The following is a 24,445-nucleotide window of genomic DNA, read 5'->3' as shown; positions in this document are numbered from 1 at the left end:
GACGCGGGCCCGCGCTCGGGTCAACGCTTCATGAACGGCGGCACGTCCACGTCGTCGTCGAAGTCGTCGGCCTCGACCGGTCGCGTGAAGCCGGGGTTCGGGCGGTCCGGCGCCGCGGGCGGGCGGGGGCTGTCCGCGGCGGGCGGGTGGCCGGGATCGAAGCTCTGGTCCCGGCGCGGGGAGTCCGGCTGACGGGGGGCGGGCGGCGCGTAGGGGCCGGGCGAGGGAGCAGGCGGCGGCAGCGTGCCCGCCTGGTGCGCCGGGGCCGGGTTGCCCGCCGGCGGCCTGGAGCCGGTGGGGTAACCGTTGCCCTGACCCGTGGCGTAGCCGTTGCCCGGCCCGCCCTGCTGGTGCTGGGCACCGTTGCCGCTCGCTGCGGGCTGGTTCGGCGCGGGCCGGTCGGCCGGGTAGGCCGGGGCCCCGCCGGTGCCCGATGTGGGGGACGGCCGGTCGGGCGAGCGGAACGCGGTGGGTTCCATCTTCTTGTGCGTGGGACCGCCGGCCTCGAACCCGGCCGCGATGACCGTGACCCGCACCTCGTCACCGAGGGAGTCGTCGATCACCGTGCCGAAGATGATGTTGGCCTCGGGGTGCGCGGCCTCCTGCACCAGTGACGCGGCCTCGTTGATCTCGAACAGACCCAGGTCGGAGCCGCCGGCGATCGAGAGCAGCACGCCCTGGGCACCGTCCATCGACGCCTCGAGCAGCGGGGAGTTGATCGCCTTGCCCGCCGCCTGCACCGCCCGGCCCTCGCCCCGCGAGGACCCGATACCCATCAACGCGCTGCCCGCACCGGACATGACGCTCTTGACGTCGGCGAAGTCGAGATTGATCAGGCCGGGCGTGGTGATCAGGTTGGTGATGCCCTGGACACCGGAGAGCAGCACCTCGTCGGCGGACCGGAAGGCGTCCATCAGCGAGACGCCCACGTCACCGAGCTGCAGGAGCCGGTCGTTCGGGATGACGATCAGCGTGTCGCACTCGTTGCGCAGCCCCTGGATCCCGTCCTCCGCCTGCCCCGCGCGGCGGCGGCCCTCGAAGGTGAACGGGCGGGTGACGACACCTATCGTCAGCGCGCCGAGCTTGCGGGCGATCGACGCGATCACCGGTGCGCCGCCGGTGCCCGTGCCGCCGCCCTCGCCCGCCGTGACGAAGACCATGTCGGCCCCCTTGAGGACCTCCTCGATCTCCTCGCGGTGGTCCTCCGCCGCCTTGCGCCCGACCTCGGGGTTCGCCCCGGCACCCAGCCCGCGCGTCAGCTCCCGGCCGATGTCGAGCTTGACGTCGGCGTCGGACATCAGGAGCGCCTGCGCGTCCGTGTTCACCGCGATGAACTCGACGCCCTTGAGACCGACCTCGATCATTCGGTTGACGGCGTTCACGCCGCCGCCACCGATGCCGACGACCTTGATCACGGCCAGGTAGTTGTGCGGGGGCGTCATGGCGCACCTTCCAGTCCAGCTTCGGGCGGACCCAGGGGTCCGGGCCTTCGTGTTCGAACGCTAGGTCGCCTCATGGTCCCGGTCCAGCAGGCGCGCCGCGCAGAGGCAACCCCCCGACCGGGTCGGCCGTGAAGTCACCCACTCCCCTGGTTCCTGCGTCACGCAGAGTGGCGCCGCAACCCGGGCGAGTGCATGGGTGGCACGTGCTCACCGCTTGATCGTAGGCAGGTCCGGACTCGTCACGTCGAAGACATGGCCGGGCTGGGTGAGCAGCGGCACGATCACGGCCGCCTTGTCGGCGGACCGGTCCGGGGACCCCCAGCGGATCTGCCGCCCGCCGGACAGGCCGAGGGTCACCTGACCCGGCGCGTCCGGCGCCGTGTCCGTGGCGTCCACGGTCAGGATCTGCGTCCGCACCGAGTCCGGCAGCGCGGCGAGGACGGCGACCGCCGCCTGCGTGGACGGGTCGTCGGGGCCGACCGCGCCGAACGTGAACCGCGGCAGTCCCGGCGCGGCCGCACCGGGGTACACCGCACCGGACCGGTCGACGAGCGCCAGGCCCTGCGCGGTCTGCACCGTGGCCACCGCGACCCGTTCGGTGATGTCGATGGTGACCGTGTGCAGCCAGTTCCTCGTGACGCGGACCGACTCCACGCCGGGCAGCTGGGCCACCCGGTTGGCGACCCCGGCGGTGTCCACGGCGGCCAGCGGAGCGCCCACGGTGACCCCCGCGGCGGCCACCACGTCGTCGACCGGGACGACGGTGTCGTCGGCGGTGTCCGGGGCGCCGCCCCGGTTCGCCACGGTGACCTGGACGTTCTCGACGTCGGCCAGGCCCACGTCGTAGAGCAGCACGCGGCCGGTCAGGCCCAGGCCGACGAGCAGCAGCAACGCGACCAGCAGGGCGGCGAGCCTGCGGCGCCGGTAGCGCGACGCCGGGACCGGCCGCACCGCCGGACGCGGCTGGCGTCCCGGGGGACGCCGGGTGGGCCGGTCCTCCATCGAGCGCGGAGGTGCCGGGCGGGACACGGGACGGGGGGTCGTCGAGCTGCTCACAGGCCCTCCTCGCCGGTGTCCGTCGGGCCGGCCGGCGGAGCGACCGCCCCTCGCCGGCTTCGGCCGTCCCGCTGCCCGGTCATGACCGCTCCCGTCGCTCCAGCTCGAGCAGGATCTCCGGGGCCAGCACGGTGACGTCACCGGCGCCCATCGTGATCACGAGGTCGCCGGGCCGGGCGACACCGGCGATCACGGCCGGGACGTCCGACCAGCGCGGCACGTAGTGCACGCGGTCGGGCGGGAGCGTGACCGCATCGGCGACGAGCGCGCCGCTCACCCCGGGCTCGGGGTCCTCGCGGGCGCCGTAGATCTCGAGGACGACCACCTCGTCCGCGAGCCCGAGCGCCGCGCCGAACGCACCGGCGAACTCGCGGGTGCGCGAGTAGAGGTGGGGCTGGAAACCGACGACCACCCGGCCCCGGTCGCCCACCACGTCCCGGGCCGCGCGCAGCTGCGCCGCCACCTTGGTGGGGTGGTGGGCGTAGTCGTCGTACACGGCCACACCGGCGGCGCGGCCGCGGAACTCGAACCGGCGGCGCACCCCGTCGAACGCGGCGAGCCCGGCCAGCAGGCCGTCGACCTCCGCACCGAGCTCGACCCCCGCCAGCAGCGCGGCCAGCGCGTTGAGCGCCATGTGCTCGCCGGGAACGGCCAGGCGGAGCAGGTGCTCGACGCCGTCGTGGCTGAGCACCACCCGCGCGCCGGTGCCGTCGGGCCGGAAGTCGACCAGGCGGGCGTCGACGCCCGGCCCCCGGCCGTAGCGCCGCACCCTGATGCCGCGGCCCTCCGCCACCCGGGCCAGCGCCTCGGCGCCGGGGTCGTCGGCGCACGTCACGAGCGCGCCACCGGGCACGATCCGGTCGAGGAACGTCTCGAACGCCGCCAGGTAGGCCTCGACGCTGCCGTAGTGGTCGAGGTGGTCGGCCTCGACGTTGGTGACCACCGCGACCACCGGGGAGAAGGCGAGGAACGACGCGTCGCTCTCGTCGGCCTCCGCCACGAAGATGTCGCCGCTGCCCTCGTGGGCGCCCGACCCGGACGCGGCGAGGTCACCGCCGATCGCGAAGGAGGGGTCGAGCCCGCAGTGCTGCAGCGCGACGGTGAGCATCGAGGTGGTGGACGTCTTGCCCGCCGTGCCCGTGACGGCGGCCAGCCGCCTGCCGTCGGTGAGCGCGGCCAGTGCCCGTGCGCGGTGCACCACGTCGAGCCCGCGCTCACGGGCGGCGGCCAGCTCGGGGTTGGTGGTACGGATCGCGCTCGACACCACCACGGTGGCGGGCGCCTCGGGCAGGTGGGCGGGGTCGTGGCCGATCTCCACGCGGGCACCGAGCGCGCGCAGGGACAGCACGGCACGCGAGTCCTTGGCGTCCGACCCGGAGACGGTGGCCCCCCGCGCGAGCAGGATCCGGGCGATCCCGCTCATGCCGGCGCCGCCGATCCCGATGAGGTGCACCCGACCCGCCAGATCGACCCGGACGTCCGCGTCGCTCATGACTGCAGCCACGGGTCGGGTCCGGTGCGCCGGGGCCTGGTGTCGGCCCGCCAGAGGTCCTGGCCCGGCGGCGGGCCCGGATGCCCGGCGATGTCCAGGACGAGGTGGGCGAGGCGGTCGGCGGCGTCGGCGTGGCCGGAGGAGCGCGCCGCCCTGCCCATGGCGGCCAGGCGACCGGGGTCGGTGAGCAACGGGACCAGCTCGGCCGCGGCCCGCTCACCGGTGAGCTCGGCGTCGTCCACCAGCAGCCCTCCCCCGGCGGCGACGACGGGCGCGGCGTTGAGTGCCTGCTCCCCGTTGCCGTGCGGGAGCGGGACGTAGACGGCGGGGAGACCGACGGCGGTGATCTCGGCGACGGTGGTCATGCCGCACCGGCCGAGCACGGCGTCAGCCGCCGCGTAGGCCAGGTCCATCCGTTCGATGTAGGGCGTGGCGACGTAACCGCGGGCGGGCGGTGCTGGGGTGCCGTTCCTGCCGTGGGCGTGCAGGACCGCGATCCCGGCACCCAGCAGGCGGGGCAGCGCGGCGGCGACCGCCTCGTTCAGCGTGCGCGCCCCCTGGGAGCCACCGAACACCAGCAGCACCGGACCGTGCGGGGGAAGGCCGAACCACTGCCGGGCCTGGGCGCGCAGGGCTCGCCGGTCGAGACCGGTGATCGACCGCCGCAGCGGCATCCCGACGACCTGCTCGCCGGGCAGGCCGCTCCCGCCCACCGCGACCGCGACGAGCTCCGCGAACCGCGCGCCGACCTTGTTGGCCAGCCCCGCCCGTGCGTTCGCCTCGTGGACGACGACCGGCACCCGGCCGCGCGCGCCCAGGTAGGCGGGCAGCGCGACGTAGCCCCCGAAGCCCACCACGACGTCGGCCTCCACCCTGTCGAGCACCTCCCGCACCCGCATGACCGCCTCGCGCACCCGCACGGGCAGGCGCAGCAGGTCACCGCTCGGCTTGCGCGGCATGGGCACCGGTGGGATCAGCTCCAGCGGGTAGCCACGGGCCGGGATGAGGGCGGTGTCGAGCCCGCGTTCGGTGCCGAGCGCGGTGATCCGGGCGTCCGGTCGCCGCCGGACCACGGCGTCGGCGAGCGCGAGCGCCGGTTCGATGTGCCCCGCGGTGCCCCCGCCGGCAACGACGATCGAGGGCCCCCGCCGGACGGCGGGACCGGTGCTCATCGGACCCGTCCCCGCTGCGCGGGCCGGCGGGTGGCAGGTGCGCGGTAGGGCGTCGGCATCGGCAGCCGCAGCATCCGCGCCACGCGGCCCTGACCGTGCTGTTTGAGCGCCGCGATGGCCTCCGGTTCGTGGCGCGCGGCGTTGGCGAGGGTCCCGAAGACGAACATGGTGACCACGAGCGAGGTGCCTCCGGACGAGATCAGCGGGAGCTGCAGCCCGGTCACCGGCAGCAGCCCCACGACGTAGCAGATGTTGATGGCGGCCTGCGCCACCAGCCAGGTCGTCGAGGTGGCGACCACCAGTTTGAGCCACGGGTCGGTGTTGCGGGCGGCGATGCGCAAGCCGGTGTAGGCCAGGGTGGCGAAGAGCGCGAGCACGGCGAACGCACCGATGAAGCCCAGCTCCTCGCCGATGATCGCGAAGATGAAGTCGTTGTGGGCGTTGGGCAGGTAGCTCCACTTCGCCCGGCCCTGCCCGAGCCCGACGCCGAACAGCCCGCCGTCGGCGAGCGAGTAGAGCGCCTGGCGGGCCTGGTAGTCGCCGCTGAGCGGGTCGCCGCCCGGGGAGAGGAACGCGTTGATGCGATCCAGCCGGTAGCTCGCGGTCAGCGCCAGCACGATCGCACCGGCCACTGCGCCCCCGGTGAGCGCGAGCATCAGCCGCATCGGGGCGCCCGCGTAGAACAGCAGAGCGACCAGCACCATGCCGAGCGTGACCGCTCCGCCCAGGTCGGGCTGCAGCACGAGCAGGGTGAGCAGCACGACCGTCACCGGCACCACCGGCGACAGCGCGTACTTCCAGCGGTGCATCACGGCCCGGCGGGCGACGAGCACGTGCGCGCCCCACAGCGTCAGCGCGACCTTGACCGCCTCCGACGGCTGGATGGAGATCGGGCCCAGCACGAACCACCCGCGGGACCCGCCGCGTTCCTGGCCGACGAGCAGCACGGCGATCAGTGCGACCACACCTGCCATCAGCGCGGCGGACGCCACCGCGCGCAGGGCGCGCGGCGGGACCCGCAGCCCCACCCAGAACAGGATCAGGCCGGGCACGCAGAAGATGAGCTGGCGGGTGAAGACCGAGTACGACGAGCCGTCGGCGGTGTAGGACTCCACCGCCGATGCCGACAGCACCATGACCAGTCCGAACAGCGTCAGCAGCCCGAACACGCCGAGGATGAGGTGCAGCGACGTGAGGGGGCGGCGCAGCCACTGCCCGAGCGCGGCGCCCATGCGACCGACCGCGCCCCGGAAACCGGTACGCGGCGTGGGCCGGGTACGCGGCGGCCGCGGCCGGCCGGTGTCGGCGGCGGTCATGACCCCTCCCCCGGTCGTGGCTGCAGCGCGGTGGCCGCAGCGGCGAACGCCCGGCCACGGTCGCCGTAGTCGGCGAACTGGTCCATCGACGCCGCGGCCGGGGCGAGCAGGACGACGTCACCCGGCCGCGCGAGGGCCGCGGCCCGTCGCACGGCGATCACCATGGGGCCATCGTCACCCGATGTCACCTCTGCGACGGGGACGTCGGACGCGTGTCGCGCGAGAGCCGCGAGGATCTCGGTGCGGTCGGTGCCGATGACGACCGCGGCGCGCAGCCTGTCGGCGTGCCGAGCCACCAGGTCGTCGACGGAGGCGCCCTTGAGGAGACCGCCGACGATCCACACGACCTTCGCCGGGGCCTGGGCGCTGATCGACGCCGCCGCGGCGTGCGGGTTGGTGGCCTTGGAGTCGTCGACGAAGCGGACGCCGGCCACCGTGGCGACCTCGGCGCCGCGGTGCGGTCCGGGGCGGAAGTCGTCCAGGCCGCCGCGCACGGCGTCCGGTCCGACCCCGTGTGCCCTGGCGAGCGCCGCGGCGGCGAGCGCGTCGACGATCCCCGGCGCCCCGCCGGGGTGCACGGCCGCCACCGGGGCGAGCTCGCCGCCGCCGAACGCGCGGTCGACCAGCATTCCGTCGACCACGCCGAGCTGGTCGGGCCCCGGCTCGCCGAGCGTCACCCCCACCCGGCGCGGGGCGGGTGACTCGGCGAGCAGCGCTGCGGCGGCCGGGTCGTCCGCACCGGCGACGGCGATCGGGCCGAGCAGCGCCCTGGCCTTCGCCGCGGCGTAGGCCGCCATCGAGCCGTGCCAGTCCAGGTGGTCGTCGGCCACGTTGAGGACGCAGCCGGCGGCGGGCCGGATCGAGGGGGACCAGTGCAGCTGGAAGCTCGACAGCTCCACCGCCAGCACGGGGTGCCCGGCCCGGACCGCGTCGACCACCGGGTAGCCGATGTTGCCGCAGGCCACCGCGTCGCGACCGGCCGCACGCAGGATCGTGGCGAGCATGCCGACCGTGGTGGTCTTGCCGTTGGTGCCGGTGACGACCAGCCATTCCGGCGGTGTGTCGCGGGCCTGCCCGACCCACCAGGCCAGCTCGGGCTCGCCGACCAGCGGCACCCCGGCCGCGGCGGCCGCGGCCACCAGCGGGTGGTCGGGGCGCCGGCCGGGGGAGGTGACGACGAGCGCGGTGCCGGGCGGCACGGTGTCGGGATCCCCGCCGGGCTCCGCCCCGGTGGGCAGGTCGGTGAGCCGGGCCGGCACGGCGTCGGTGACCGTCACCCGCGCTCCGAGCTCGACCAGCGCCGCCGCGGCGGCCAGGCCGGACACGCCGGCCCCGGCCACGAGCACCGCGGCGCCGTCGAGCTCGGGCGGGGCGCCCATCACTGGCCCGCCGACGCGGTGAGCCACTCCTGGTAGAACAGCCCCAGCCCGAGGGCCGCGCACATCGCCGCGAGCAACCAGAACCGGATGATCACGGTCGTCTCCGCCCACCCGGCGAGCTCGAAGTGGTGGTGGAACGGCGCCATCCGGAACACGCGGCGCCTGGTGGTGCGGAACACCGCGATCTGCACGGCCACCGACAGCGCCTCCACCACGAACACCCCGCCGATCACCACGAGCAGCAGTTCGGTGCGCGTCACGATCGACAGGCCGGCGACGAGCCCGCCGAGCGCGAGCGACCCCGTGTCGCCCATGAAGATGCGCGCCGGGGCGGCGTTCCACCAGAGGAAACCGATGCAGCCGCCCATCGCGGCCGCCGACACGAGCGCGACGTCGAGAGGGTCGCGTACCTGATAGCAGCCCGCCGCGCTGAGCAGCGAGCAGTTGTTGCGGAACTGCCAGAACCCGATGATCGTGTAGGTGGCCAGCACCATCGCGGCGGTGCCTGCGGCCAGGCCGTCGAGCCCGTCGGTGAGGTTCACCGCGTTGGACCAGGCCGCGACGATGAGGTTGGCGAGCACCACGAACCCGATCAGACCGAACGACAGCACGGTGATGTCGCGGACGAACGAGAGGTTGTCCGAGCCCGGTGTCAGCCCGTCGGCGTTGGCGAAGCGCAGCGCGAGGATGCCGAAGATCGTGGCGGTGAGCACCTGCCCGACGATCTTGGACGTCTTGTTCAGGCCCAGGTTGCGGGCCCGGCGGATCTTGATGAAGTCGTCGAGGAACCCGACGACCCCCAGCGCGGTGGTCAGGAACAGCACGAGCATCGCCGATGACGTCACCGGCTCGCCGGTGAGCAGGTGCGAGACCGAGTAGCCGAGCCAGATCGCGAGCAGGATGGCGACGCCACCCATCGTCGGGGTGCCGCGCTTGGCCTGATGGCTCGACGGTCCCTCGGCGCGGATCTCCTGGCCGAAGCCCTGCCGCGAGAAGAACCGGATGAGGTAGGGCGTGAGCAGGATCGAGACCGCGAGGGCGACCCCCGCGGCGATGAAGACGCCTCTCACCGCGACACCGACCCCTCCAGCAGGCCGGCAGCCACCCGTTCCAGACCCGCCGCGCGGGACGCCTTGACCAGCACCACGTCGCCGGGGTTCAGCTCCGACCCCAGCAGCGTCAGTGCCTCGCCGATGCCCTCCGCGCGCCGGGCACCCGGGTAGTCGGCGGTCTCGACCGCGACGAGCTCGTCGACACCCAGCTCCCGGGCCAGCGCCGCGACCTCGGCATGGGCCGCGGCGCTCCCGTCACCGAGCTCGCCGATCCGCCCGAGCACCGCCCACGTCCTGCGCTGCCCGCCACCGAGCGCGACCAGAGCCTGCAGTGCGGCGCGCATCGACTCCGGGTTGGCGTTGTAGGCGTCGTTGACGACGGTGACGCCGTCGGGACGGTCGACGACCTCCATCCGCCACCGGGACGCCGGGAGCGCGTCGCCCAGAGCAGCGGCGGTCCCGTCGGCGGTGGCGCCGAGCTCGTGCGCCACGGCGGCTGCGGCGAGCGCGTTGCCGACGTGGTGCTCACCCACCAGCCGCAGCGCGACGGACGCGCGACCCGCCGGTGTGACGAGGGTGAAGAGGGCGCGACCGGCGTCGAGCTCGACGTCCTCGGCGCGCACGACGGCGTCGGGCCCGCGGCCGAACGTGACGACCCGGGCGTCCGTGCGCGACGCCATCGCCGCGACGGCGGGGTCGTCGGCGTTGAGGACGGCCACCCCGGTGTCCGCAGGGAGTGCCTCCACCAGCTCGCCCTTGGCGGCCGCGACGGCGGCGCGGGAGCCGAACTCACCGAGGTGGGCGCTGCCCACGTTGAGGACCACCGCGATCCGCGGGGGCACGGCGGCGGCGAGCCGCGCGATGTGGCCGGGGCCGCGGGCCGAGTACTCGAGCACCAGGTGGCGGGTGGCGGTGTCGGCACGCAGCGCCGTCCAGGGCAGGCCGAGCTCGTTGTTGAACGACCCCGGAGGCGCGACGGTCGGTCCGAGCGGGGCGAGGACGGCGGCGAGGAGGTCCTTCGTGGAGGTCTTGCCGGAGCTGCCGGTGACCCCGACGACGGTGGTGGCCGGCAGCGCGCGCACCGCGTGCGCGGCCAGCCGGGCGAGCGCGGCCAGCACGGCGGCGCCGAACCCGTCGGGGTCGGTCTCGGCGAGGTAGGTGCCCACCTCGCGCGGCACCGGCGGGACCACGACGGCCGGGGCGTCCACGGGTCGCCCCGCGAGCACCCCCACGGCACCGGCCGCCACGGCGGCGGCGGCGAAGTCGTGCCCGTCGACCCGTTCGCCCGGAAGGGCGACGAACAGGCCACCCGGCCCGATCGCGCGTGTGTCGAACTCGACGGCGACGACCCGCTCCTCCCCGGTGGCGCGGTAGAGCCGCCCTCCGGTCACGGCGGCGACATCGGCCAGCCGCATCTCGATCATGCTGTCGTCCCGGTCATCGGGTGGTATCCGATCATGTCGTGCGGGGTCACTGCCGCCCGGCCCCGATCGCCGCCGCCAGCTCGGCGGCGTCGTCGAACGGGTACTTGACGCCGTCGATCTCCTGGCCTGTCTCGTGGCCCTTGCCGGCCACCACGACGGCGTCCCCCGGCCGGGCGTACGCCACCGCGGCCGCGATCGCGGCGCGCCGGTCGCCGATCTCCATCAGGTCACCGTGACCGGGCTCCGCCTGGGCTCCTGCCATCATGGCAGCGCGGATCTCCGCGGGGTCCTCGGTACGCGGGTTGTCGTCGGTGACGACGAGCACCTCCGCGCGGGTGGTGGCGGCCGCACCCATCAGAGGGCGCTTGCCGCGGTCGCGGTCACCACCGCAGCCGAGCACGACGATCAGGCGGCCGGGCACCTGCGCGCGCAACGTGTCGAGCAGCGCCGCCACGGCCGCCGGCTTGTGGGCGTAGTCGACGACGGCGAGATAGGGCTGGCCCGCCTCGACCCGCTGCATCCGGCCCGGCACGGTCAGCTGCGCGAAGCGCTCGGCCGCGACCGCGGCCGGTACCCCGACGGCGTCCAGGCAGGCCAGCGCGACCAGTGCGTTGGCGACGTTGAACGCCCCCGGGAGCAGCAGCCGCACGGGCACGGACTGCCCGTCCGGGGTGAGCGCGGTGAAGCTCTGCGTGCCGTCGGGGCCCGTGGCGGCGTCCACCGCCCGCCACTGCGCCGGCCCGCGCGTGGACACCGTGACCGCGGCGGGGGCGCGTGCGGCCATCCGCTCCCCCCACTCGTCGTCGACGCACACGACACCGTGGCGGGCCCGGCCGTCGAACAGGGCGGCCTTCGCCTCGAAGTAGTCGTCCATGTCGGCGTGGAAGTCGAGATGGTCCTGCGACAGGTTCGTGAACGCGGCCACCGCGAACCGCGTGCCCGACACGCGGCCCAGTGCGAGCGCGTGGCTCGACACCTCCATCGCCACGTCCGTGACGCCTGCCTCGGCCATCACCCCGAACAACGCCTGCAGGTCGGGCGCCTCGGGCGTGGTGAAGGCGCTCGGCAGCCGCCTGCCGTCGATGTGCGTGCCGACCGTGCCGATCAGCCCCGTGGTGCGGCCGCCTGCGGCCAGCCCGGCCTCCAGCAGGTGCGCGACGGTGGTCTTGCCGCTCGTGCCGGTGACCCCGAGCACCGACAGCCGGGCCGTCGGGTCCCCGTAGACGAGCGCGGCCACCGCACCGAGGACGTCACGCGGCCGCGGATGCACGAGCACCGGGAGCCGGCAGGCCGTCGAACGGGCCGCGCCGTCCGGGTCGGTGAGCACGGCGACCGCCCCCGCGGTGACCGCGTCGCCGACGAAGTCGGCGCCGTGGGCGCGAGAACCGGGTAGCGCGGCGAACAGGTCGCCGGGATGCACCTGCGCGGCGCGCAGCGTCACCCCGGTGACGGCGGCGGGCGCCGCGGCGCGGCCTGCGGGATCGGAGGTGGTGGCGTCGACGGCGGCGGCGATCACGCGCAGGTCAACCGGCCGCACGGACCGCGGTCGAGGGGACGCGGCGGCCGTGACGGCGGCGGCAGGACTGGCAGGTGACACGTCGCGGAAGGCTACCGGCGCACCCGGATCACCCCCTCCGCGCACCACCGCAACCGCGCCGGGTGATACACCACCGGACGCACCGGAACAACCGCCGGACGCACGCATCCCCAGAGGGGTCTCACCGGAGGGCCGGTGACCGTGTCCATCCGGCCGATGATCGACCCCACGGGAGGTCGCACCACGCCGATCGGGGCCGGCACGTCCCCCGGCGGCGACCGGCCCGGCGTCGGCTGCGGTCGTCGCCCCCACCCCACCACCCGCCGCGCACCCGGACGGGGGCATGCCCCGGGGCGGGAGGACCCCCACCCCGCGGACCCCCCACTCGGCCGGTCCGGGCACGCGCGGTCAGGGCGCGACGAGCGTCTGTATCGGCGCCGGTTCGGGGCTCACCGGCAGCTTCTCACGCTGCGCCAGGTAGGTGGCGATGTCGTGGAACAGCGGGGCCGCGCTCGTGCCGCCCTTGGGGGCGTCGAGCATGATCGCGATGACGTAGCGCGGGTCCTGCGCCGGGAGCATCCCCGCGAAGGTGATCCAGTACGTCGACGCCGAGTAGCACCCGCAGCGCGGGTCCACCTGCTGGGCCGTGCCGGTCTTACCGGCCACCTGGTACCCGGGCACCGCGGCCGCGGGACCCGTGCCGCTCTGCCCGCCGGGCGCCTTCTGCGTGACGGCGGTGAGCATGGTCCGGAGCTCCTGCGCCGTGTGCGGCGACACCACCTGCACACCCTGCGGTGCTGGCGGAACGGAACGGACACCGTCGGGCCCCGTGGTGGACGCGATGATCCGCGGCGGGATCCGCAGCCCGTTGTTGGCCACCGCCTGGTACATCCCGGCCATCTGCAGGGTCGTCATCGACAGGCCCTGCCCGATGGGCAGGTTGCCGAACGTCGACCCGGACCAGGTGGCGATGGGCGGGACCTGGCCGCCGCTCTCCCCGGGCAGCCCCACACCGGTGGGCGTGCCCAGCCCGAACCGGGTGAGCATGTCGGCGAACCGCTGCTCGCCCACCTTCTGGGCGGTCATGATCGTGCCGACGTTCGACGACTTCGCGAGCACGCCGGTGAGCGTGTAGTGCTCGGGGCCGTGCACCCAGGCGTCGTTGATCGTGCGGTCGGCGACCTTGATCTGCCCCGGCACCGTCAGCACCTCGTCGGGCGTGGCGACCCCGTACTCCAGGGCGGCCGACATCGTGACGATCTTGTTGACCGAGCCCGGCTCGAACGGGCTCTGCACCGCGGGGTTGGCGAGCTGCTGCGGCGTGGCGTCGGCGAGGTCGTTCGGGTCGAACGTCTCCCCGTTCGCGATCGCCAGCACCTGGGCGGTGCGGCTGTCCAGCACGACGGCCGAGGACGTCGGCTTCGCACCGGTCTTCGCGACGTAGTCGCTCAGCGCCTTCTGGACCGTGTACTGCAGGTCGGAGTCGAGGGTGAGCTGCACGTTCGAGCCCTGGATGGCGGGACGCTCGTAGCGGGTGCTGCCCGGGATGACGGCGTCGCTGCCCTCCGCGGTGTCGACGATCCGCAGTCCCTCCGAGCCGGCGAGCGCATTGTCCTGCGAGCTCTCCAGGCCGACCCGGCCGGTCAGCTTGTCCTCCTCGGCGTTCCAGGCGGCGGCGCCCACCACGTTGGCCGCGGTGTCGCCCGCCGGGTACTGGCGGACCTCGCGGCGGGCGATGGCGATGTCCTTGAACCGGTCCTGCAGCGACTGCGCCACGTCCGGGTCGACGAGCTTGGCCAGCACGACGTAGGGCCGGTCGCTGGTGAGCAGCCCGAGCAGCGTGTTCCGGTCCTGGCCGGTGGCCTCGGCGACGGCGGTGGCCATCTCCCCCACGTACTGCGCCGTGCCGGCCTTCTTCGTGGCCGCGATGAGCCGCGGGTTGGTGGTGAGCGCACTCGCCGCGACACTGAACGCGAGCGGGTTGCCGTTGCGGTCGACGATCTCGCCGCGCTCGGCAGGCAGCGCGATGTCGGTCGTGTACTGGCGTGACGAGGCCGCGTTCAGGGCCCCGGCCTGCACGGTCTGGACGACCACGAGCTTGAGGGTGGCCACGCCGAGCGCGAGCACCAGCAGGATCCGGCCGACCTTCAGCCTGCGCGAGTAGGGCGCCGGACCGGTGGAGCGGCGAGGTGGCGCCGGGGGACGCTGCGTCGGGATCCTCCGGACCGCCCGTGCGGCCCGGGGCCGGGGCGGGGCAGAGGTCATCAGTCCGTGCCCGTCCCGCCCGTGGTGCCGGTCCCGCCCGTGGTGCCCGCCCCGCCGGTGGTGCCGGTGGTCGTGGTGCCGACCGCACCGGTGCCGTCCGTGGCGTTTGTGGTGCCGGTGCTCCGCGAGACGGAGTCGGCCGAGCTGTTCGCCGGGGCGCCGGCCTGCTGCGGACCGGCGGGCGGCGTCACGTCCTCCGGCGGCAGTGCCGCGGCCGCCGCATCGGGCGGCACCGGGGCGCCCGGAGGCACCGGGCCGACGGGGGACACCGGGGAGACGTTGCCTGCCGCGGGCCCTGCTGCGGGCGGCGCGGGGGCGACGGGCCCGGCCGGCGGGGTGGCGGCCTTCGGCTGACCGACCACGGTGACGGAGCCGTCCGGGGCCACCACCAGACGCGCGGAGTCCTGCACGGGCACCATGCCGAGTGCCTCGGCGCGGCGGGCCAGCTCGGGTGCCGACTCGAGGTCGGCCACCTCGCGGTGCAGCCGCTCGCTCTGCTGGCTCAGCGCCAGCGCCTGGTCGCGGGCGTCCTGCAGGTGGTAGGAGCCCGCGGCGGCCGCGGTGGACAACCACAGCGTCGCCACCAGCCCGACGGCGAGCAGCACCATCACCAGCAGCACGAACTGTGCGCGGTGCGGCGTGGCCGCGGTACGCGCGGGACGGGTGGCACCGCTGCGCCGCACCCGGTCGTCCCGGCGGGCGTACGCCTTCTCCGTCGACCGCGCGCTCTTCTGCGGGGCCGGCGCTCCCTCCCAGGCACGCGGCGCGGCGACGGAACCGCCGCGCTGGGCCGGGATGGTCGCCGTACGGGAGCGCGCCGCGTTGCGGGCCGCGGTGCGCGTGCGCTCACTGACCGGCGCGCTCATCCCTCGCCCCCGGCCTGCGTCTCACCCGTGGCGGACGATCTGTTCGCGAGCACGTTCTTCGCTCCCCCGTCTGCACCTGCCATGACGGCCCCTCCTCGCTGACGCCGTTCGCCCTGCCCGAGCCCGGCGACCGTGATCTCCCGTTCCCTGCCGCGGAGCTGCTCAACCCTCCACTTAGGACGCCACCTCCCGGATGCGCTCGGCGGCCCGCAGACGCACGGATGCCGCCCTCGGGTTGTCGCCGATCTCGTCCTCACCGGCCTGCTCGGCACCGCGGGTCAGCAGTCGTAGCTCCGGCCCGTGCCCGGGCAGCTCGACCGGCAGATCCACCGGTGTCCGGGAGGTCGACCGCACCGCCAGCTCGCGCTTGACGATGCGGTCCTCCAGTGAGTGGTAGGCGAGCACCACGATCCGGCCGCCGATGGCGAGGGACTCCAGAGCGGCGGGGACCGCCGTCTGCAGCGCGTCCAGCTCGCCGTTCACCTCGATCCGCAACGCCTGGAACGTCCGCTTGGCCGGGTGGCCACCGGTGCGCCGGGATGCGGCGGGGACGGCCTCGTAGAGCAGCTCGACCAGCTCGGCGCTGCGCAGCAGCGGGGCGTGGGCGCGACGGCGGCCGACGGCGGCGGCGATCCGCCCCGCGAAGCGCTCCTCGCCGTACTCGCGCAGGACCCGCGCGAGCTGCGGCACCGGGTAGGAGTTGAGGATGTCCGCCGCGGTGGGGCCCACGGTCGGGTCCATCCGCATGTCGAGGTCCGCGTCGCGGGAGTAGGAGAAGCCGCGCTCGTCGGCGTCGAGCTGGAGGGAGGACACGCCGAGGTCGAACAGCACACCGTCGACCCGGGGCAGCCCCAGCTCCGCGAGAACGTCGGCGATGCGGTCGTAGACCGCGTGCACGAGGTGGACCCGGTCGCCGTGCGCGACCAGCCGGCGCCCGGCCAGGGCCAGCGCCTCCGGGTCCCGGTCCAACCCGACCAGGGTGAGCTGCGGGTGCTCCGCGAGCAGCGCGGCGGCGTGCCCGCCGAGACCGAGCGTCGCGTCCACCATGACCGCCGGGCGGTCGGCGAGTGCGGGGCGGAGCAGCTCGGCGACCCGGGGCAGGGCCACGGGGACGTGCCTGGCCCCAGCCGGCCCGTTCTCGTGGTCGTGCTGCCCCACCGCACACCTCCCTGCCCCGTGTCGTCGAGCCCCCGCAAGGCCCGGGCTCCCCAGCCGGGCCACCGGCGATGTCCCCACCCGGCAGACCTGGCACCGGGGAAGGTGCGCCAGGGCTGCCGGGTGGGGACACCGCCGTGTCGATCCGCACCCGCGTCGTTCCCGGATCAGATGAGTCCGGGAAGCACCTCCTCCTGTGCCTTGGCGTAGGTGTCCTCGTGCTCGTCCTGGTACCGCTGCCAGGCCTCGGCGTCCCAGATCTCGGCGCGGGTGAAGGCGCCGATCACCACGCAGTCCTTGCTGAGCCCGGCGTAGCGGCGCAGCTCGGGGGTGATGGCGATGCGTCCCTGACCATCGGGGTTCTGCTCGTCGGTGCCGGAGAACAGGTTGCGCTGGAAGACCCGCGCCGACTCGCTGGTGAGCGGCGCCGATGCCACCTTGCCGGCCAGCTCCGCGAAGGCTTCGCGGGTGAACACGTACAGGCAGTGGTCCTGCCCCTTCGTGATCATCAGCCCGCCTCGCAGCTCGTCGCGGAATTTCGCGGGCAACGTGAGCCGCCCTTTGTCGTCCAGCTTCGGGGTGTAGGTACCGAGGAACATCGGCCCACCTCCACCCAGTGGCCCCGTTGTGCCCCAGCGATCACCACATTACCCCACTCTGCCCCACCGTCAACCGGAACGATCCGGCCACTTTCCCGATCTGCGTCACAAAAGCCCTGGTCAGAAGCGGTGGGGGAAGGTGGGGGGCACCGACCGGCCACCGCGGGAGCACCCGTCGTTCCGATCACGCAGGGTGAGAATTCGGAGCGAAATCACGCTCGGACTGCGCCAGTGGGGGTGCACGGGACCGCCGAAGGGGTGCTGTCGGGGCCACGCGTGTCGCGGGTGGGGCACAGTGGGGGATCAGTGGAGTACCCCATCGGGCAAAGTTGCCCGCGGCCGTTTGACACACTGATCCCGTCTCGACGCATCGGGACCGACACGACGAGCGCGAGGAGGTCGGGTGACCGCGACGAGCAGCCGCACCGGCATGGAGGGTGACGGCGCAGGCCTCGCCGATGTCGCCGATCTGTGTGGCCGGATCGCAGCCAACATCCAGCGGGTGATCGTGGGCAAGCCCGAGGTGGTACGCGTCGCGCTGGTCACCTTGCTCGCCGAGGGGCACCTGCTGGTGGAGGACGTGCCTGGGGTCGGCAAGACCTCGCTGGCCAAGGCGCTCGCCCGCTCCATCGACTGCTCGGTCAGCCGCGTCCAGTTCACCCCCGACCTGCTGCCGGGCGACATCACCGGCATGTCGATCTACAACCGGCAGACCACCGAGTTCGAGTTCCGGCCCGGTCCGGTGTTCGCCAACATCGTCATCGCCGACGAGATCAACAGGGCCTCGCCGAAGACCCAGTCGGCACTGCTCGAGTGCATGGCCGAGCACCAGGTCACGGTCGACGGCGCCACCTACGGCCTGGCGAGCCCGTTCATGGTCGTCGCCACCCAGAACCCGATCGAGATGGACGGCACCTACCCCCTGCCGGAGGCCCAGCGCGACCGGTTCACCGCGCGCGTCAGCGTGGGCTACCCCGACCTCGCGGCCGAGCTGGCGATGGTCGACGAGCACGCCGCCTCCGACCCGCTCGACATCCTCCGCCCGGTCGTCGACGCGCGGCTCGTCCGCTCGGTCATCGACGCCGTGCGCCGTGTCCACGTGAGCCCCGAGGTACGCCAGTACTGCGTCGAGCTCGTCGGCACCACCCGCAGGCTCCCCGAGCTGCGGCTGGGCGCCTCCCCCCGGGCCACGCTGCAGCTGGTGCGGGCGGCGAGAGCGCAGGCGGCGCTGGCCGGACGGCATTACGTGGTGCCCGACGACGTGCAGGCCGTCGCCGTCCCCGTGCTGGCGCACCGGCTGCTCCTGGCCCCGGACGCCCTGGCCTCCCGCCGCACCGCCGTCGACATCGTCCGCAGCCTCCTGGGCCGGCAGGCCGTACCCGGGCCGGCCCGGCCGGGACTCTGAGCGGGGTGGGCCGGGGCGTGGTGGGTGGCGCCGGCGGAGCCGGCCCGTGAGCGAGCGGGCCGGGCGGTTCTCCGGCCTCACCACGCGGGGACGCTGCCTGCTCGCGGGTGGCCTGGCCACCGCGGCCTCGGCGGTGGCCCTCAACGAACGCGACCTGCTCCGCGTCGGGGTGTTCGTCGCTCTGCTCCCGCTGCTGGCCCTGTTCCTCGCGGCGCGGGCCCGCCGGCGCGTCCACGTCGAGCGCGAGCTCACCCCGGCCCGGGTGCCGGTGGGGTCGCCGGTGACCGTCGGGCTCCGGCTGCAGGGAGGCCCACTGCTCGGGGCGCTCCGGCTGGCCGACACGGCACCCGACGCCGCCGGCCCGCAGGCCGACGCTCCCCCACGGTTCACGGTGCACCGGCTGTCCAGCCGGGGCAGCGCCCTGCTCACCTACCCGCTGCGCCCGGTGCTCCGTGGCGTGCACCGCGTGGGCCCGCTCACCGGCACGGCGGGTGATCCGCTCGGGCTCGCGGAGTTCGAGCGCGAGCTCGCCCCCGCCGACCGGCTGCTCGTGCTGCCGCTCGTGGTTCCGCTCCGGGGGCTGCCTCCGGCCATCGGCGCAGGTGAGGGAACGCCGGGAGCGGCTCTCGCCCACCAGGGCCAGGGCGCGTCGGACGTCCTCATCCGCCCCTACCGGCAGGGCGACGAGCTGCGCCGGGTCCACTGGAAGAGCACGGCCCGCCACGACGAGCTGATGGTGCGGCTGGAGGAACGACCGTGGCGCGGCGGGATGTCGGTGCTGCTCGACCGCCGTGATGTCGCGCACCGCGGCCGCGGGGCCGACTCCAGCCTCGAGTTCGCGGTGAGCCTCACGGCCAGCATCTGCACCCACCTCCTGGCCCGCGGTGAGCCGCTGGAGCTCCTCACCGAGGACGGGGTGGTCGTCAGCGGGCCGGGCACCGGCTCCGGTCCCGAACCGCTGCTCGACGCCCTCGCCGCACTGCGGCCCTCCGCCCGTCCCGACCTCGGCGGGCCGGAGCTCCGATCAGGCACCGACGTGCTGGCCGTGCTCGGTGCGCTCGCTCCCGGCCAGGTCGAGGCCCTGCTCGGACGCCGCACCGGTGGAGGCAACGCCGTGCTGCTGGACACCAGCACGTGGGACCCGGCTCTGCGCGGCAGGCGGGGCGGCGACGGCGACACCGCCGCCAACGCCGACGCCCTGCGCCGGGCCGGGTGGCACGTCACCGTCGCCGTCGCCGGGTCCACGCCCGACCGCGTGTGGAACGACCTCGTGGCCGGGGCGGCACCCGCCGCGCTGCGGCCGGGATCGTCATGACGGCCGGCGCACCGGACCGCGGGATGACCGGCCCCGCCACCGCCCCGGCGGCCATCGCACTCGAGGAGATGACGTGAGCACTTCGGTGCAGGGGCCGCCGGCCGCTCCGCCGTCGGCCGCCCCCGCCGCGCCGCCCCCCGGGGCCACGGGCCGGGGCCTGCCCTGGATCGCCGCGCTCGGGTCGGGGCTGGCCGTGCTGCTCGCGGGTGGCCCGGTCACGGCCATCGTCCAAGGCGGCGCCTGGTTCGGCCACGCCGCTGCCGCCGTGGTCGCCGTCGTCGTCGTCGGCCTGCTGCTGCACCGCCTGGGCGCGGTGGTCGTCGCCGCCGGCCAGGCCGTGGCTGTTCTCGTCCTGCTCACCGTGCAGTTCGCCGACAACGGGATCCTCGGCGTGCTGCCCGGGCCCGCGGCGCTCGGGGAGTTCGGCGCACTCGTGTCCGGGGCCGGTCAGCAGATCGACACCGGCACCGCACCGGTGCCGGGCACCCCGGAGATCCTGTTCCTGATCACGGCCGCCTTCGGGCTGCTCGCCATCGGCGTGCACCTCGCCGCGGTGAGCGCGGGCGCGCCCGCCGCGGCCGGCGTGCCGCTGCTGGCCGTGTTCGCCGTGCCGGCAGCGCTGGCCGACAACCTCCTGCCGTGGTGGGCGATGGCCGCGGCCGCAGCCGGTTTCGGGCTCCTCCTCGTCGCCGGCTCCGGGTTCGGGCGCAGGCTCCCCGGCAGCGTCGCGATCGTCGCGGTGGCCGTGGTCCTCGCGATCGGCGTCGGAGCGGGCGCGAACTTCGTCGGCACCGCGGGCCGGTTCGACACCGGGAGCGGCTCGGGCGGGTCCGGCGGCTCGATCGGCCTCAGCCCGTTCACGGCGCTGCGCGGGCAGCTCGACCAGCAGAGCCCCACCGAGCTGTTCCGGGTCCGCGGCCTCACCCGGCCCACCTACCTGCGGGCGCTCACGCTGCGCCAGTACGTGCCGGACGCCGGCTGGCAGGCCACCCGGCCGGACCCGGGTGTCGCGCTGCCCGGCCCCGTCCAGACACAGCCCGCCGTCCCCGGCGACCTGGCGAATGTCGAGATCGAGAACGTCGCCTTCCGCGACTACTGGCTCCCGCTCTACGGCGAGCCGCTCGACGTCGGCGGCCTGCCGGAGAACGCGTGGCTCTACGACCGCAGCAGCGGCACCGGCTACACCGGACGCCCCCGGGAGGAGGGTGGCTGGCGCGAGCAGACGTTGCTGCCGGTTCCCACGGTCGCCCAGCTCCGGCAGGCCTCGGGATCCTCCGGCGTCGGGCCGGAGTACCTCGACGTCACGGGCGTCGACCCCCGGGTGACCGAGATCGCCCAGCAGGTGGTGGCGGGCCGCACCGACAACTTCGACCGGGCCATGGCGCTGCAGGACTACTTCGCCGGGCCCGACAGCCGGTTCACCTACAGCCTCCAGACCGCACCGGGATCGGGCGACGACGCGCTCGTCGAGTTCCTCACCGTAGGCCGATCCGGGTACTGCGAGCAGTTCGCGTCCGCCATGGCGGTGATGCTGCGGACCGTCGGCGTCCCGTCGCGGGTGGCCGTCGGCTTCACAGCGGGCGTCGACAACGGCCAGTACCGCTCGATCAGCACCTCCGACGCGCACGCCTGGGTCGAGGCCTGGTTCCCCGGCGTCGGCTGGACGACCTTCGACCCCACGCCGCTGACCGACGGCCGGACGATCGCGCCCCCGTACGTCCAGGAGGCCCAGGGACCCGCGCCCGACACGGCGAACACCCCCGCCGAGCAGGACCTCAGCCCGGGGCAGGACCCGGCGCAGCAGGCGCCGCCCCCGCCCACCCAGCCGCAGGACCTCCCGCCGGACGCCCTCACCCCGGCACCCTCGACAAGCAGCGGGCCACCGCTCTGGCCCATCGCCGTGGTGTTGCTGGTGATCGCGGGTGCGCTCGTCCCGGCCGGTCTGCGGGTCGTCGCCCGGCGGCGGCGCCTCGGTGCCGTGAACGCCGGGGGCCCCGAGGCCGCCGGGGCGGCCTGGGCGGAGCTGCTCGCCGAGTCGGCGGACCGCGGGGTCGGCTACCCACCGAGCGACACGGTGCGGGGTTCGGCCCGGCGCATGGTGCGGGAGCACACGCTGGACGGCGACGCGCAGCAGGCGCTGCGGGACGTGGTGGGCGCCGTGGAGGCGAGCTGGTACGGCGGCGGGCACCCCGCTCCCGGCGAGCTGGACGAGCCGGTGCGCACGGTGCGGGCCGGGATCGCCACGAAGGGATCACTGTCGCTGCGCGGGCGGCTGCTGCCGAGCTCGGTGCTGCACCGGACGCCGGTGGAGCAGCAGGCACCGGTCACCGAACGCGAAAGCGCCGCCCCCCGGACCTGATCGCCGGGCGGCGGCTTCGTACACGATCGGGACCACTCGTCCGTGGCCCCGATCCGGCTGACTGGAACTCGGCCAGACCGGGAAGGCCTGACCGGGCGGCCTACTCCTGCTCGAACCGGCGGCGGAAACGCTCTTCCATCCGGCCGGTGAAGCGGTTCTTGTCGGGCTCGGCTTCCTTCGGCTGACCCGGCTGACCGGCCTGGCCGACCGAGGTGACCGCGAGCACGGCACCGCCGAGCATCACCAGGAATCCGACGACACTCAGCACCGGGAAGCTGGACGCCAGCCAGAGCTGGGGCACGGCGACACCGACGACGAGCAGCACCAGACCGAGGACGAACAGGCCGACACCCTGGAGGCGACGGCGACGGGTGGGTTTGCGCAGACGGCCACCACGAACGGTGGACGCGAACTTCGGATCCTCGGCGTAGAGAGCGCGCTCGATCTGTTCGAGCAGTCGCTGCTCGTGCTCGGAGAGGGGCACGGCTTCACCTCCGGCACTGGTCATCCTGTCGGGTCATCTTCCATGGTGCCGGAACGACGCGACGAGCGCCCAGGGCTGGGCGTCTGAGCAAGAGGATACGAGCCTCGCGGCTCGCCGACTAGCCAGACTCGTCAAGCGGACGGGTCGATCTTTGTCACGGACCGTCGCCGAGAGCATGAGCAGGGCCATTTTCGGTCACACAACGCCCCGGTGGCGGATTGCGGAGGACCGGAAGGTGATCTCCACACCCCACGTCCGCCCGCTGAGCCCTGCCGGACACGATCAGTGCGCGTTCCGTCACACCCGGTCGGCCGTGTCCGATTCGCCCGGTACGGGTCGGCGGATGGTTCGGGCGGAGGCCGCACCGTTGCTCAGCCGGGCCGGCGGGCCAGCGCGTGCAGCCGGGCCGACATCTCCACGAGCGGTGCCGCGGCGGCGGCGAGGTCCTCCAACTCGGCCACGGCGCGGGCGGCAGCGGGTCCACCGTCGCGGACCGCGCTCGGCACCCAGCCCTCGAGCACCCCGTCGCCCTGCAGCACCTCCACCCGCAGCGCCGCGCCGTCCTCGAGCAGCCCGCGCAGGGTCGCGGCATCGAGCCGCCTGCGCAGAGCGTCGTCGGCGCCGAAGCGGCCGTCGGGATCGGTGAGCACGGCCCGCGCCTCGGCGAGCCGGCCGCTGAGGGTGCGCGCGAGCACCGCGGCGTAGCGCCCGACGACGAGCACCGACACCGCCCCGCCCGCCGCCGTGGCCGTGGTCAGCGCCGACACCGCCGCGGCGGCGTCGTCCACCACCTCGAGCAGCCCGTGGCCGAGCACGAGGTCGGCCCCACCGGGCGGGACGACGTCGGCGAGCGCGTCGACATCTCCCTGCACGGGCGTGACCAGCTCGTGCACGCCCGCCTCCCGGGCCCGCCGGTGCAGGGCCGCGAGCGCGTTGGGGCTGTTGTCGACCACGGTGACGGCGCACCCCGAGCGTGCGAGCGGCACCGCCCAGGCACCGCTGCCGCCGCCGACGTCGAGCACGCGGGGCGGACGGTCCGGCCGCGCGGCGCGCACCCTGGTGACCTCGGCAACCAGCGTGCGGTGCACCGAACCCCCGCCCACCGCACCGACCGTCTCCGCCGCCGCACCACTCACCATCCCAGCCTCACAACGGCAGACTAGTGCGCTCCGGGGCAGGGTAGGTTGATCGCCGTGCAGGTCGTCGCCACGTTGAGCCTCAAGGGTGGAGTGGGAAAAACCACCGTGGCGCTCGGGCTGGCCGGCGCGGCACTGGAACACGGGGTGCGCACGCTGGTGGTGGACCTCGATCCGCAGGCCAACTCCACGATCGCGCTCGACGTCGGCTCCGCCACCACGGCCACCGTGGCCGACGTGCTCGACGAACCCACCCCGTCGGTGCTGCGGCGCGCGATCGCCCCCAGCGCCTGGGGCGCCGGCCTCGACGTACTGGTGGGCGCGGAGCAGACCGAGCGCCACAACCATCCCGATCCCGGCCCGAAGCAGCTGGTACGGCTGGCCAAGGCGCTGGAGCGGCTCGACCGCGTCGAGCACTACGACGTGCCCCGCCTGCATGACGTCAACGGTCAGGCTGCGGCAGGCACGGGTTCCGGCGACCGGTACGACGACCCTCCCGAGCCCTACCGCCTGGTGATCATCGACTGCCCGCCGTCGCTCGGGCAGCTCACGCGCAGCGCGCTCGCCGCGGCCCAGCGTGCCGTGCTGGTGACCGACCCGACCATCTTCGCGGTGTCGGGTGTGCAGCGCGCCTTCGACGCGATCCAGACCGAGCGGCAGCGTGGCAACCCGGACCTGCAGCCGCTCGGCGTGCTGATCAACCGCGTACGGCCGCGCAACACCGAGCACGAGTTCCGCATCAACGAGCTGCGCGAGCTGTTCGGCCCGCTGGTGTTCACCGGCGTGCTGCCCGACCGGGCGGCGATCCAGCAGGCGCAGGGCGCCTGCATGCCGATCCAGCGGTGGGACACCCCGGGGGCCCGGGAGGCCTCCGCCGTGTTCACGCTGCTCCTGGGCCGGGTGCTGCGCAGCGAGAGAGCGCGCCGCACGGTTGCCGCAACCGCGGCACCCCCTGCCACGCGCTGAGCCGGCCGGTCACCGCCGGCCGGGC

At 74.7% G+C, this 24,445-nt stretch carries 19 protein-coding genes; 4 read left to right on the top strand and 15 right to left on the bottom strand.

Annotated elements, in window-relative coordinates:
* Positions 1 to 20 precede the first annotated feature (20 nt).
* From ftsZ to mraZ, 13 genes are all read right to left on the bottom strand, one after another.
* The gene (gene ftsZ / locus ACQPZA_RS10740; protein ID WP_433280134.1) at positions 21 to 1,442 is read right to left on the bottom strand and encodes a cell division protein FtsZ; all 1,422 of its coding nucleotides are present in this window, start codon (positions 1,440 to 1,442) and stop codon (positions 21 to 23) included.
* 207 nt (positions 1,443 to 1,649) lie between these two features.
* The gene (locus ACQPZA_RS10735; RefSeq protein ID WP_433280132.1) at positions 1,650 to 2,498 is read right to left on the bottom strand and encodes a cell division protein FtsQ/DivIB; all 849 of its coding nucleotides are present in this window, start codon (positions 2,496 to 2,498) and stop codon (positions 1,650 to 1,652) included.
* A 79-nt stretch (positions 2,499 to 2,577) separates the two neighbouring features.
* On the bottom strand, positions 2,578 to 3,990 hold the full coding sequence (gene murC / locus ACQPZA_RS10730; RefSeq protein WP_433280130.1) for a UDP-N-acetylmuramate--L-alanine ligase: 1,413 nt from the start codon (positions 3,988 to 3,990) through the stop codon (positions 2,578 to 2,580).
* Complete coding sequence (murG, locus tag ACQPZA_RS10725) at positions 3,987 to 5,162, bottom strand: undecaprenyldiphospho-muramoylpentapeptide beta-N-acetylglucosaminyltransferase (protein ID WP_433280128.1); 1,176 nt, start codon at positions 5,160 to 5,162, stop codon at positions 3,987 to 3,989. The genes murC and murG overlap by 4 nt, the downstream gene beginning before the upstream one ends.
* Positions 5,159 to 6,478, bottom strand: coding sequence for a putative lipid II flippase FtsW (ftsW, locus tag ACQPZA_RS10720; protein ID WP_433280126.1), 1,320 nt, complete (start codon positions 6,476 to 6,478; stop codon positions 5,159 to 5,161). The genes murG and ftsW overlap by 4 nt, the downstream gene beginning before the upstream one ends.
* Entirely contained in the window at positions 6,475 to 7,857 is a 1,383-nt protein-coding gene (murD, locus tag ACQPZA_RS10715; RefSeq protein WP_433280124.1) for a UDP-N-acetylmuramoyl-L-alanine--D-glutamate ligase, read from the bottom strand. Before murD ends, ftsW begins: the two co-directional genes overlap by 4 nt.
* The gene (gene mraY / locus ACQPZA_RS10710) at positions 7,857 to 8,927 is read right to left on the bottom strand and encodes a phospho-N-acetylmuramoyl-pentapeptide-transferase (protein WP_169400066.1); all 1,071 of its coding nucleotides are present in this window, start codon (positions 8,925 to 8,927) and stop codon (positions 7,857 to 7,859) included. The genes murD and mraY overlap by 1 nt, the downstream gene beginning before the upstream one ends.
* Positions 8,924 to 10,333: a UDP-N-acetylmuramoyl-tripeptide--D-alanyl-D-alanine ligase gene (locus ACQPZA_RS10705; RefSeq protein WP_433280121.1), complete on the bottom strand. Its 1,410-nt coding sequence runs from the start codon at positions 10,331 to 10,333 to the stop codon at positions 8,924 to 8,926. The genes mraY and ACQPZA_RS10705 overlap by 4 nt, the downstream gene beginning before the upstream one ends.
* Before the next feature lie 46 nt (positions 10,334 to 10,379).
* Entirely contained in the window at positions 10,380 to 12,038 is a 1,659-nt protein-coding gene (locus tag ACQPZA_RS10700) for a UDP-N-acetylmuramoyl-L-alanyl-D-glutamate--2,6-diaminopimelate ligase (protein ID WP_433280119.1), read from the bottom strand.
* Between the two features lie 240 nt (positions 12,039 to 12,278).
* The gene (locus ACQPZA_RS10695; RefSeq protein WP_433280117.1) at positions 12,279 to 14,135 is read right to left on the bottom strand and encodes a peptidoglycan D,D-transpeptidase FtsI family protein; all 1,857 of its coding nucleotides are present in this window, start codon (positions 14,133 to 14,135) and stop codon (positions 12,279 to 12,281) included.
* Positions 14,135 to 15,001 carry a hypothetical protein gene (locus ACQPZA_RS10690; protein ID WP_433280115.1) on the bottom strand — a complete coding sequence of 289 codons (867 nt, stop codon included), beginning with the start codon at positions 14,999 to 15,001 and terminating at the stop codon, positions 14,135 to 14,137. The genes ACQPZA_RS10695 and ACQPZA_RS10690 overlap by 1 nt, the downstream gene beginning before the upstream one ends.
* 174 nt (positions 15,002 to 15,175) lie before the next feature.
* Entirely contained in the window at positions 15,176 to 16,159 is a 984-nt protein-coding gene (rsmH, locus tag ACQPZA_RS10685; protein ID WP_433280113.1) for a 16S rRNA (cytosine(1402)-N(4))-methyltransferase RsmH, read from the bottom strand.
* A gap of 164 nt (positions 16,160 to 16,323) precedes the next feature.
* A complete protein-coding gene (mraZ, locus tag ACQPZA_RS10680) occupies positions 16,324 to 16,755 on the bottom strand; it encodes a division/cell wall cluster transcriptional repressor MraZ (protein WP_169400476.1) in 432 nt (143 codons plus the stop codon).
* Between the two features lie 430 nt (positions 16,756 to 17,185).
* On the opposite strand from mraZ, the gene ACQPZA_RS10675 reads away from it, so the two are divergent.
* The 3 genes from ACQPZA_RS10675 (at position 17,186) to ACQPZA_RS10665 (ending at position 21,834) form a co-directional block, all read left to right on the top strand.
* Positions 17,186 to 18,160 (top strand): AAA family ATPase, encoded by a 975-nt coding sequence (locus ACQPZA_RS10675; RefSeq protein ID WP_169400479.1) that lies wholly within the window; start codon positions 17,186 to 17,188, stop codon positions 18,158 to 18,160.
* A 46-nt stretch (positions 18,161 to 18,206) separates the two neighbouring features.
* Positions 18,207 to 19,475 carry a DUF58 domain-containing protein gene (locus ACQPZA_RS10670; protein WP_169400477.1) on the top strand — a complete coding sequence of 423 codons (1,269 nt, stop codon included), beginning with the start codon at positions 18,207 to 18,209 and terminating at the stop codon, positions 19,473 to 19,475.
* A 73-nt stretch (positions 19,476 to 19,548) separates the two neighbouring features.
* The gene (locus ACQPZA_RS10665) at positions 19,549 to 21,834 is read left to right on the top strand and encodes a transglutaminase TgpA family protein (protein ID WP_433280110.1); all 2,286 of its coding nucleotides are present in this window, start codon (positions 19,549 to 19,551) and stop codon (positions 21,832 to 21,834) included.
* Between the two features lie 100 nt (positions 21,835 to 21,934).
* Here ACQPZA_RS10665 and ACQPZA_RS10660 read toward each other — a convergent pair whose 3' ends face one another.
* Both ACQPZA_RS10660 and ACQPZA_RS10655 read right to left on the bottom strand, forming a co-directional pair.
* Positions 21,935 to 22,318, bottom strand: coding sequence for a DUF3040 domain-containing protein (locus ACQPZA_RS10660; RefSeq protein ID WP_169399819.1), 384 nt, complete (start codon positions 22,316 to 22,318; stop codon positions 21,935 to 21,937).
* Between the two features lie 371 nt (positions 22,319 to 22,689).
* Positions 22,690 to 23,457, bottom strand: coding sequence for a class I SAM-dependent methyltransferase (locus ACQPZA_RS10655; RefSeq protein WP_169399818.1), 768 nt, complete (start codon positions 23,455 to 23,457; stop codon positions 22,690 to 22,692).
* Positions 23,458 to 23,511: 54 nt separating this feature from the next.
* Here ACQPZA_RS10655 and ACQPZA_RS10650 point away from each other — a divergent pair, with 54 nt between their 5' ends.
* Positions 23,512 to 24,420 (top strand): ParA family protein, encoded by a 909-nt coding sequence (locus ACQPZA_RS10650; RefSeq protein ID WP_433280108.1) that lies wholly within the window; start codon positions 23,512 to 23,514, stop codon positions 24,418 to 24,420.
* The last annotated feature ends 25 nt before the right edge of the window (positions 24,421 to 24,445 follow it).

Origin of the sequence: Pseudonocardia xinjiangensis, assembly GCF_050948425.1 — a bacterium.
In the GTDB taxonomy this organism is placed as follows: Bacteria; Actinomycetota; Actinomycetes; order Mycobacteriales; family Pseudonocardiaceae; genus Pseudonocardia; species Pseudonocardia xinjiangensis.
Note: the sequence above shows the minus strand (reverse complement) of the source record. Positions and strands in the feature narration are given on the sequence as shown.

Excerpts from the sequence above, each read along its gene's own strand:
- ACQPZA_RS10690 (WP_433280115.1), bottom strand. The coding sequence starts at position 15,001 with ATGAGCGCGCCGGTCAGTGAGCGCACGCGCACCGCGGCCCGCAACGCG.
- ACQPZA_RS10675 (WP_169400479.1), top strand. The coding sequence starts at position 17,186 with ATGGAGGGTGACGGCGCAGGCCTCGCCGATGTCGCCGATCTGTGTGGC.
- ACQPZA_RS10695 (WP_433280117.1), bottom strand. The coding sequence starts at position 14,135 with ATGACCTCTGCCCCGCCCCGGCCCCGGGCCGCACGGGCGGTCCGGAGG.
- murC (WP_433280130.1), bottom strand. The coding sequence starts at position 3,990 with ATGAGCGACGCGGACGTCCGGGTCGATCTGGCGGGTCGGGTGCACCTC.
- ACQPZA_RS10705 (WP_433280121.1), bottom strand. The coding sequence starts at position 10,333 with ATGATCGAGATGCGGCTGGCCGATGTCGCCGCCGTGACCGGAGGGCGG.
- ftsZ (WP_433280134.1), bottom strand. The coding sequence starts at position 1,442 with ATGACGCCCCCGCACAACTACCTGGCCGTGATCAAGGTCGTCGGCATC.
- murD (WP_433280124.1), bottom strand. The coding sequence starts at position 7,857 with ATGGGCGCCCCGCCCGAGCTCGACGGCGCCGCGGTGCTCGTGGCCGGG.
- ACQPZA_RS10655 (WP_169399818.1), bottom strand. The coding sequence starts at position 23,457 with ATGGTGAGTGGTGCGGCGGCGGAGACGGTCGGTGCGGTGGGCGGGGGT.
- murG (WP_433280128.1), bottom strand. The coding sequence starts at position 5,162 with ATGAGCACCGGTCCCGCCGTCCGGCGGGGGCCCTCGATCGTCGTTGCC.
- ftsW (WP_433280126.1), bottom strand. The coding sequence starts at position 6,478 with ATGACCGCCGCCGACACCGGCCGGCCGCGGCCGCCGCGTACCCGGCCC.
- mraZ (WP_169400476.1), bottom strand. The coding sequence starts at position 16,755 with ATGTTCCTCGGTACCTACACCCCGAAGCTGGACGACAAAGGGCGGCTC.
- ACQPZA_RS10700 (WP_433280119.1), bottom strand. The coding sequence starts at position 12,038 with ATGCGTGCGTCCGGCGGTTGTTCCGGTGCGTCCGGTGGTGTATCACCC.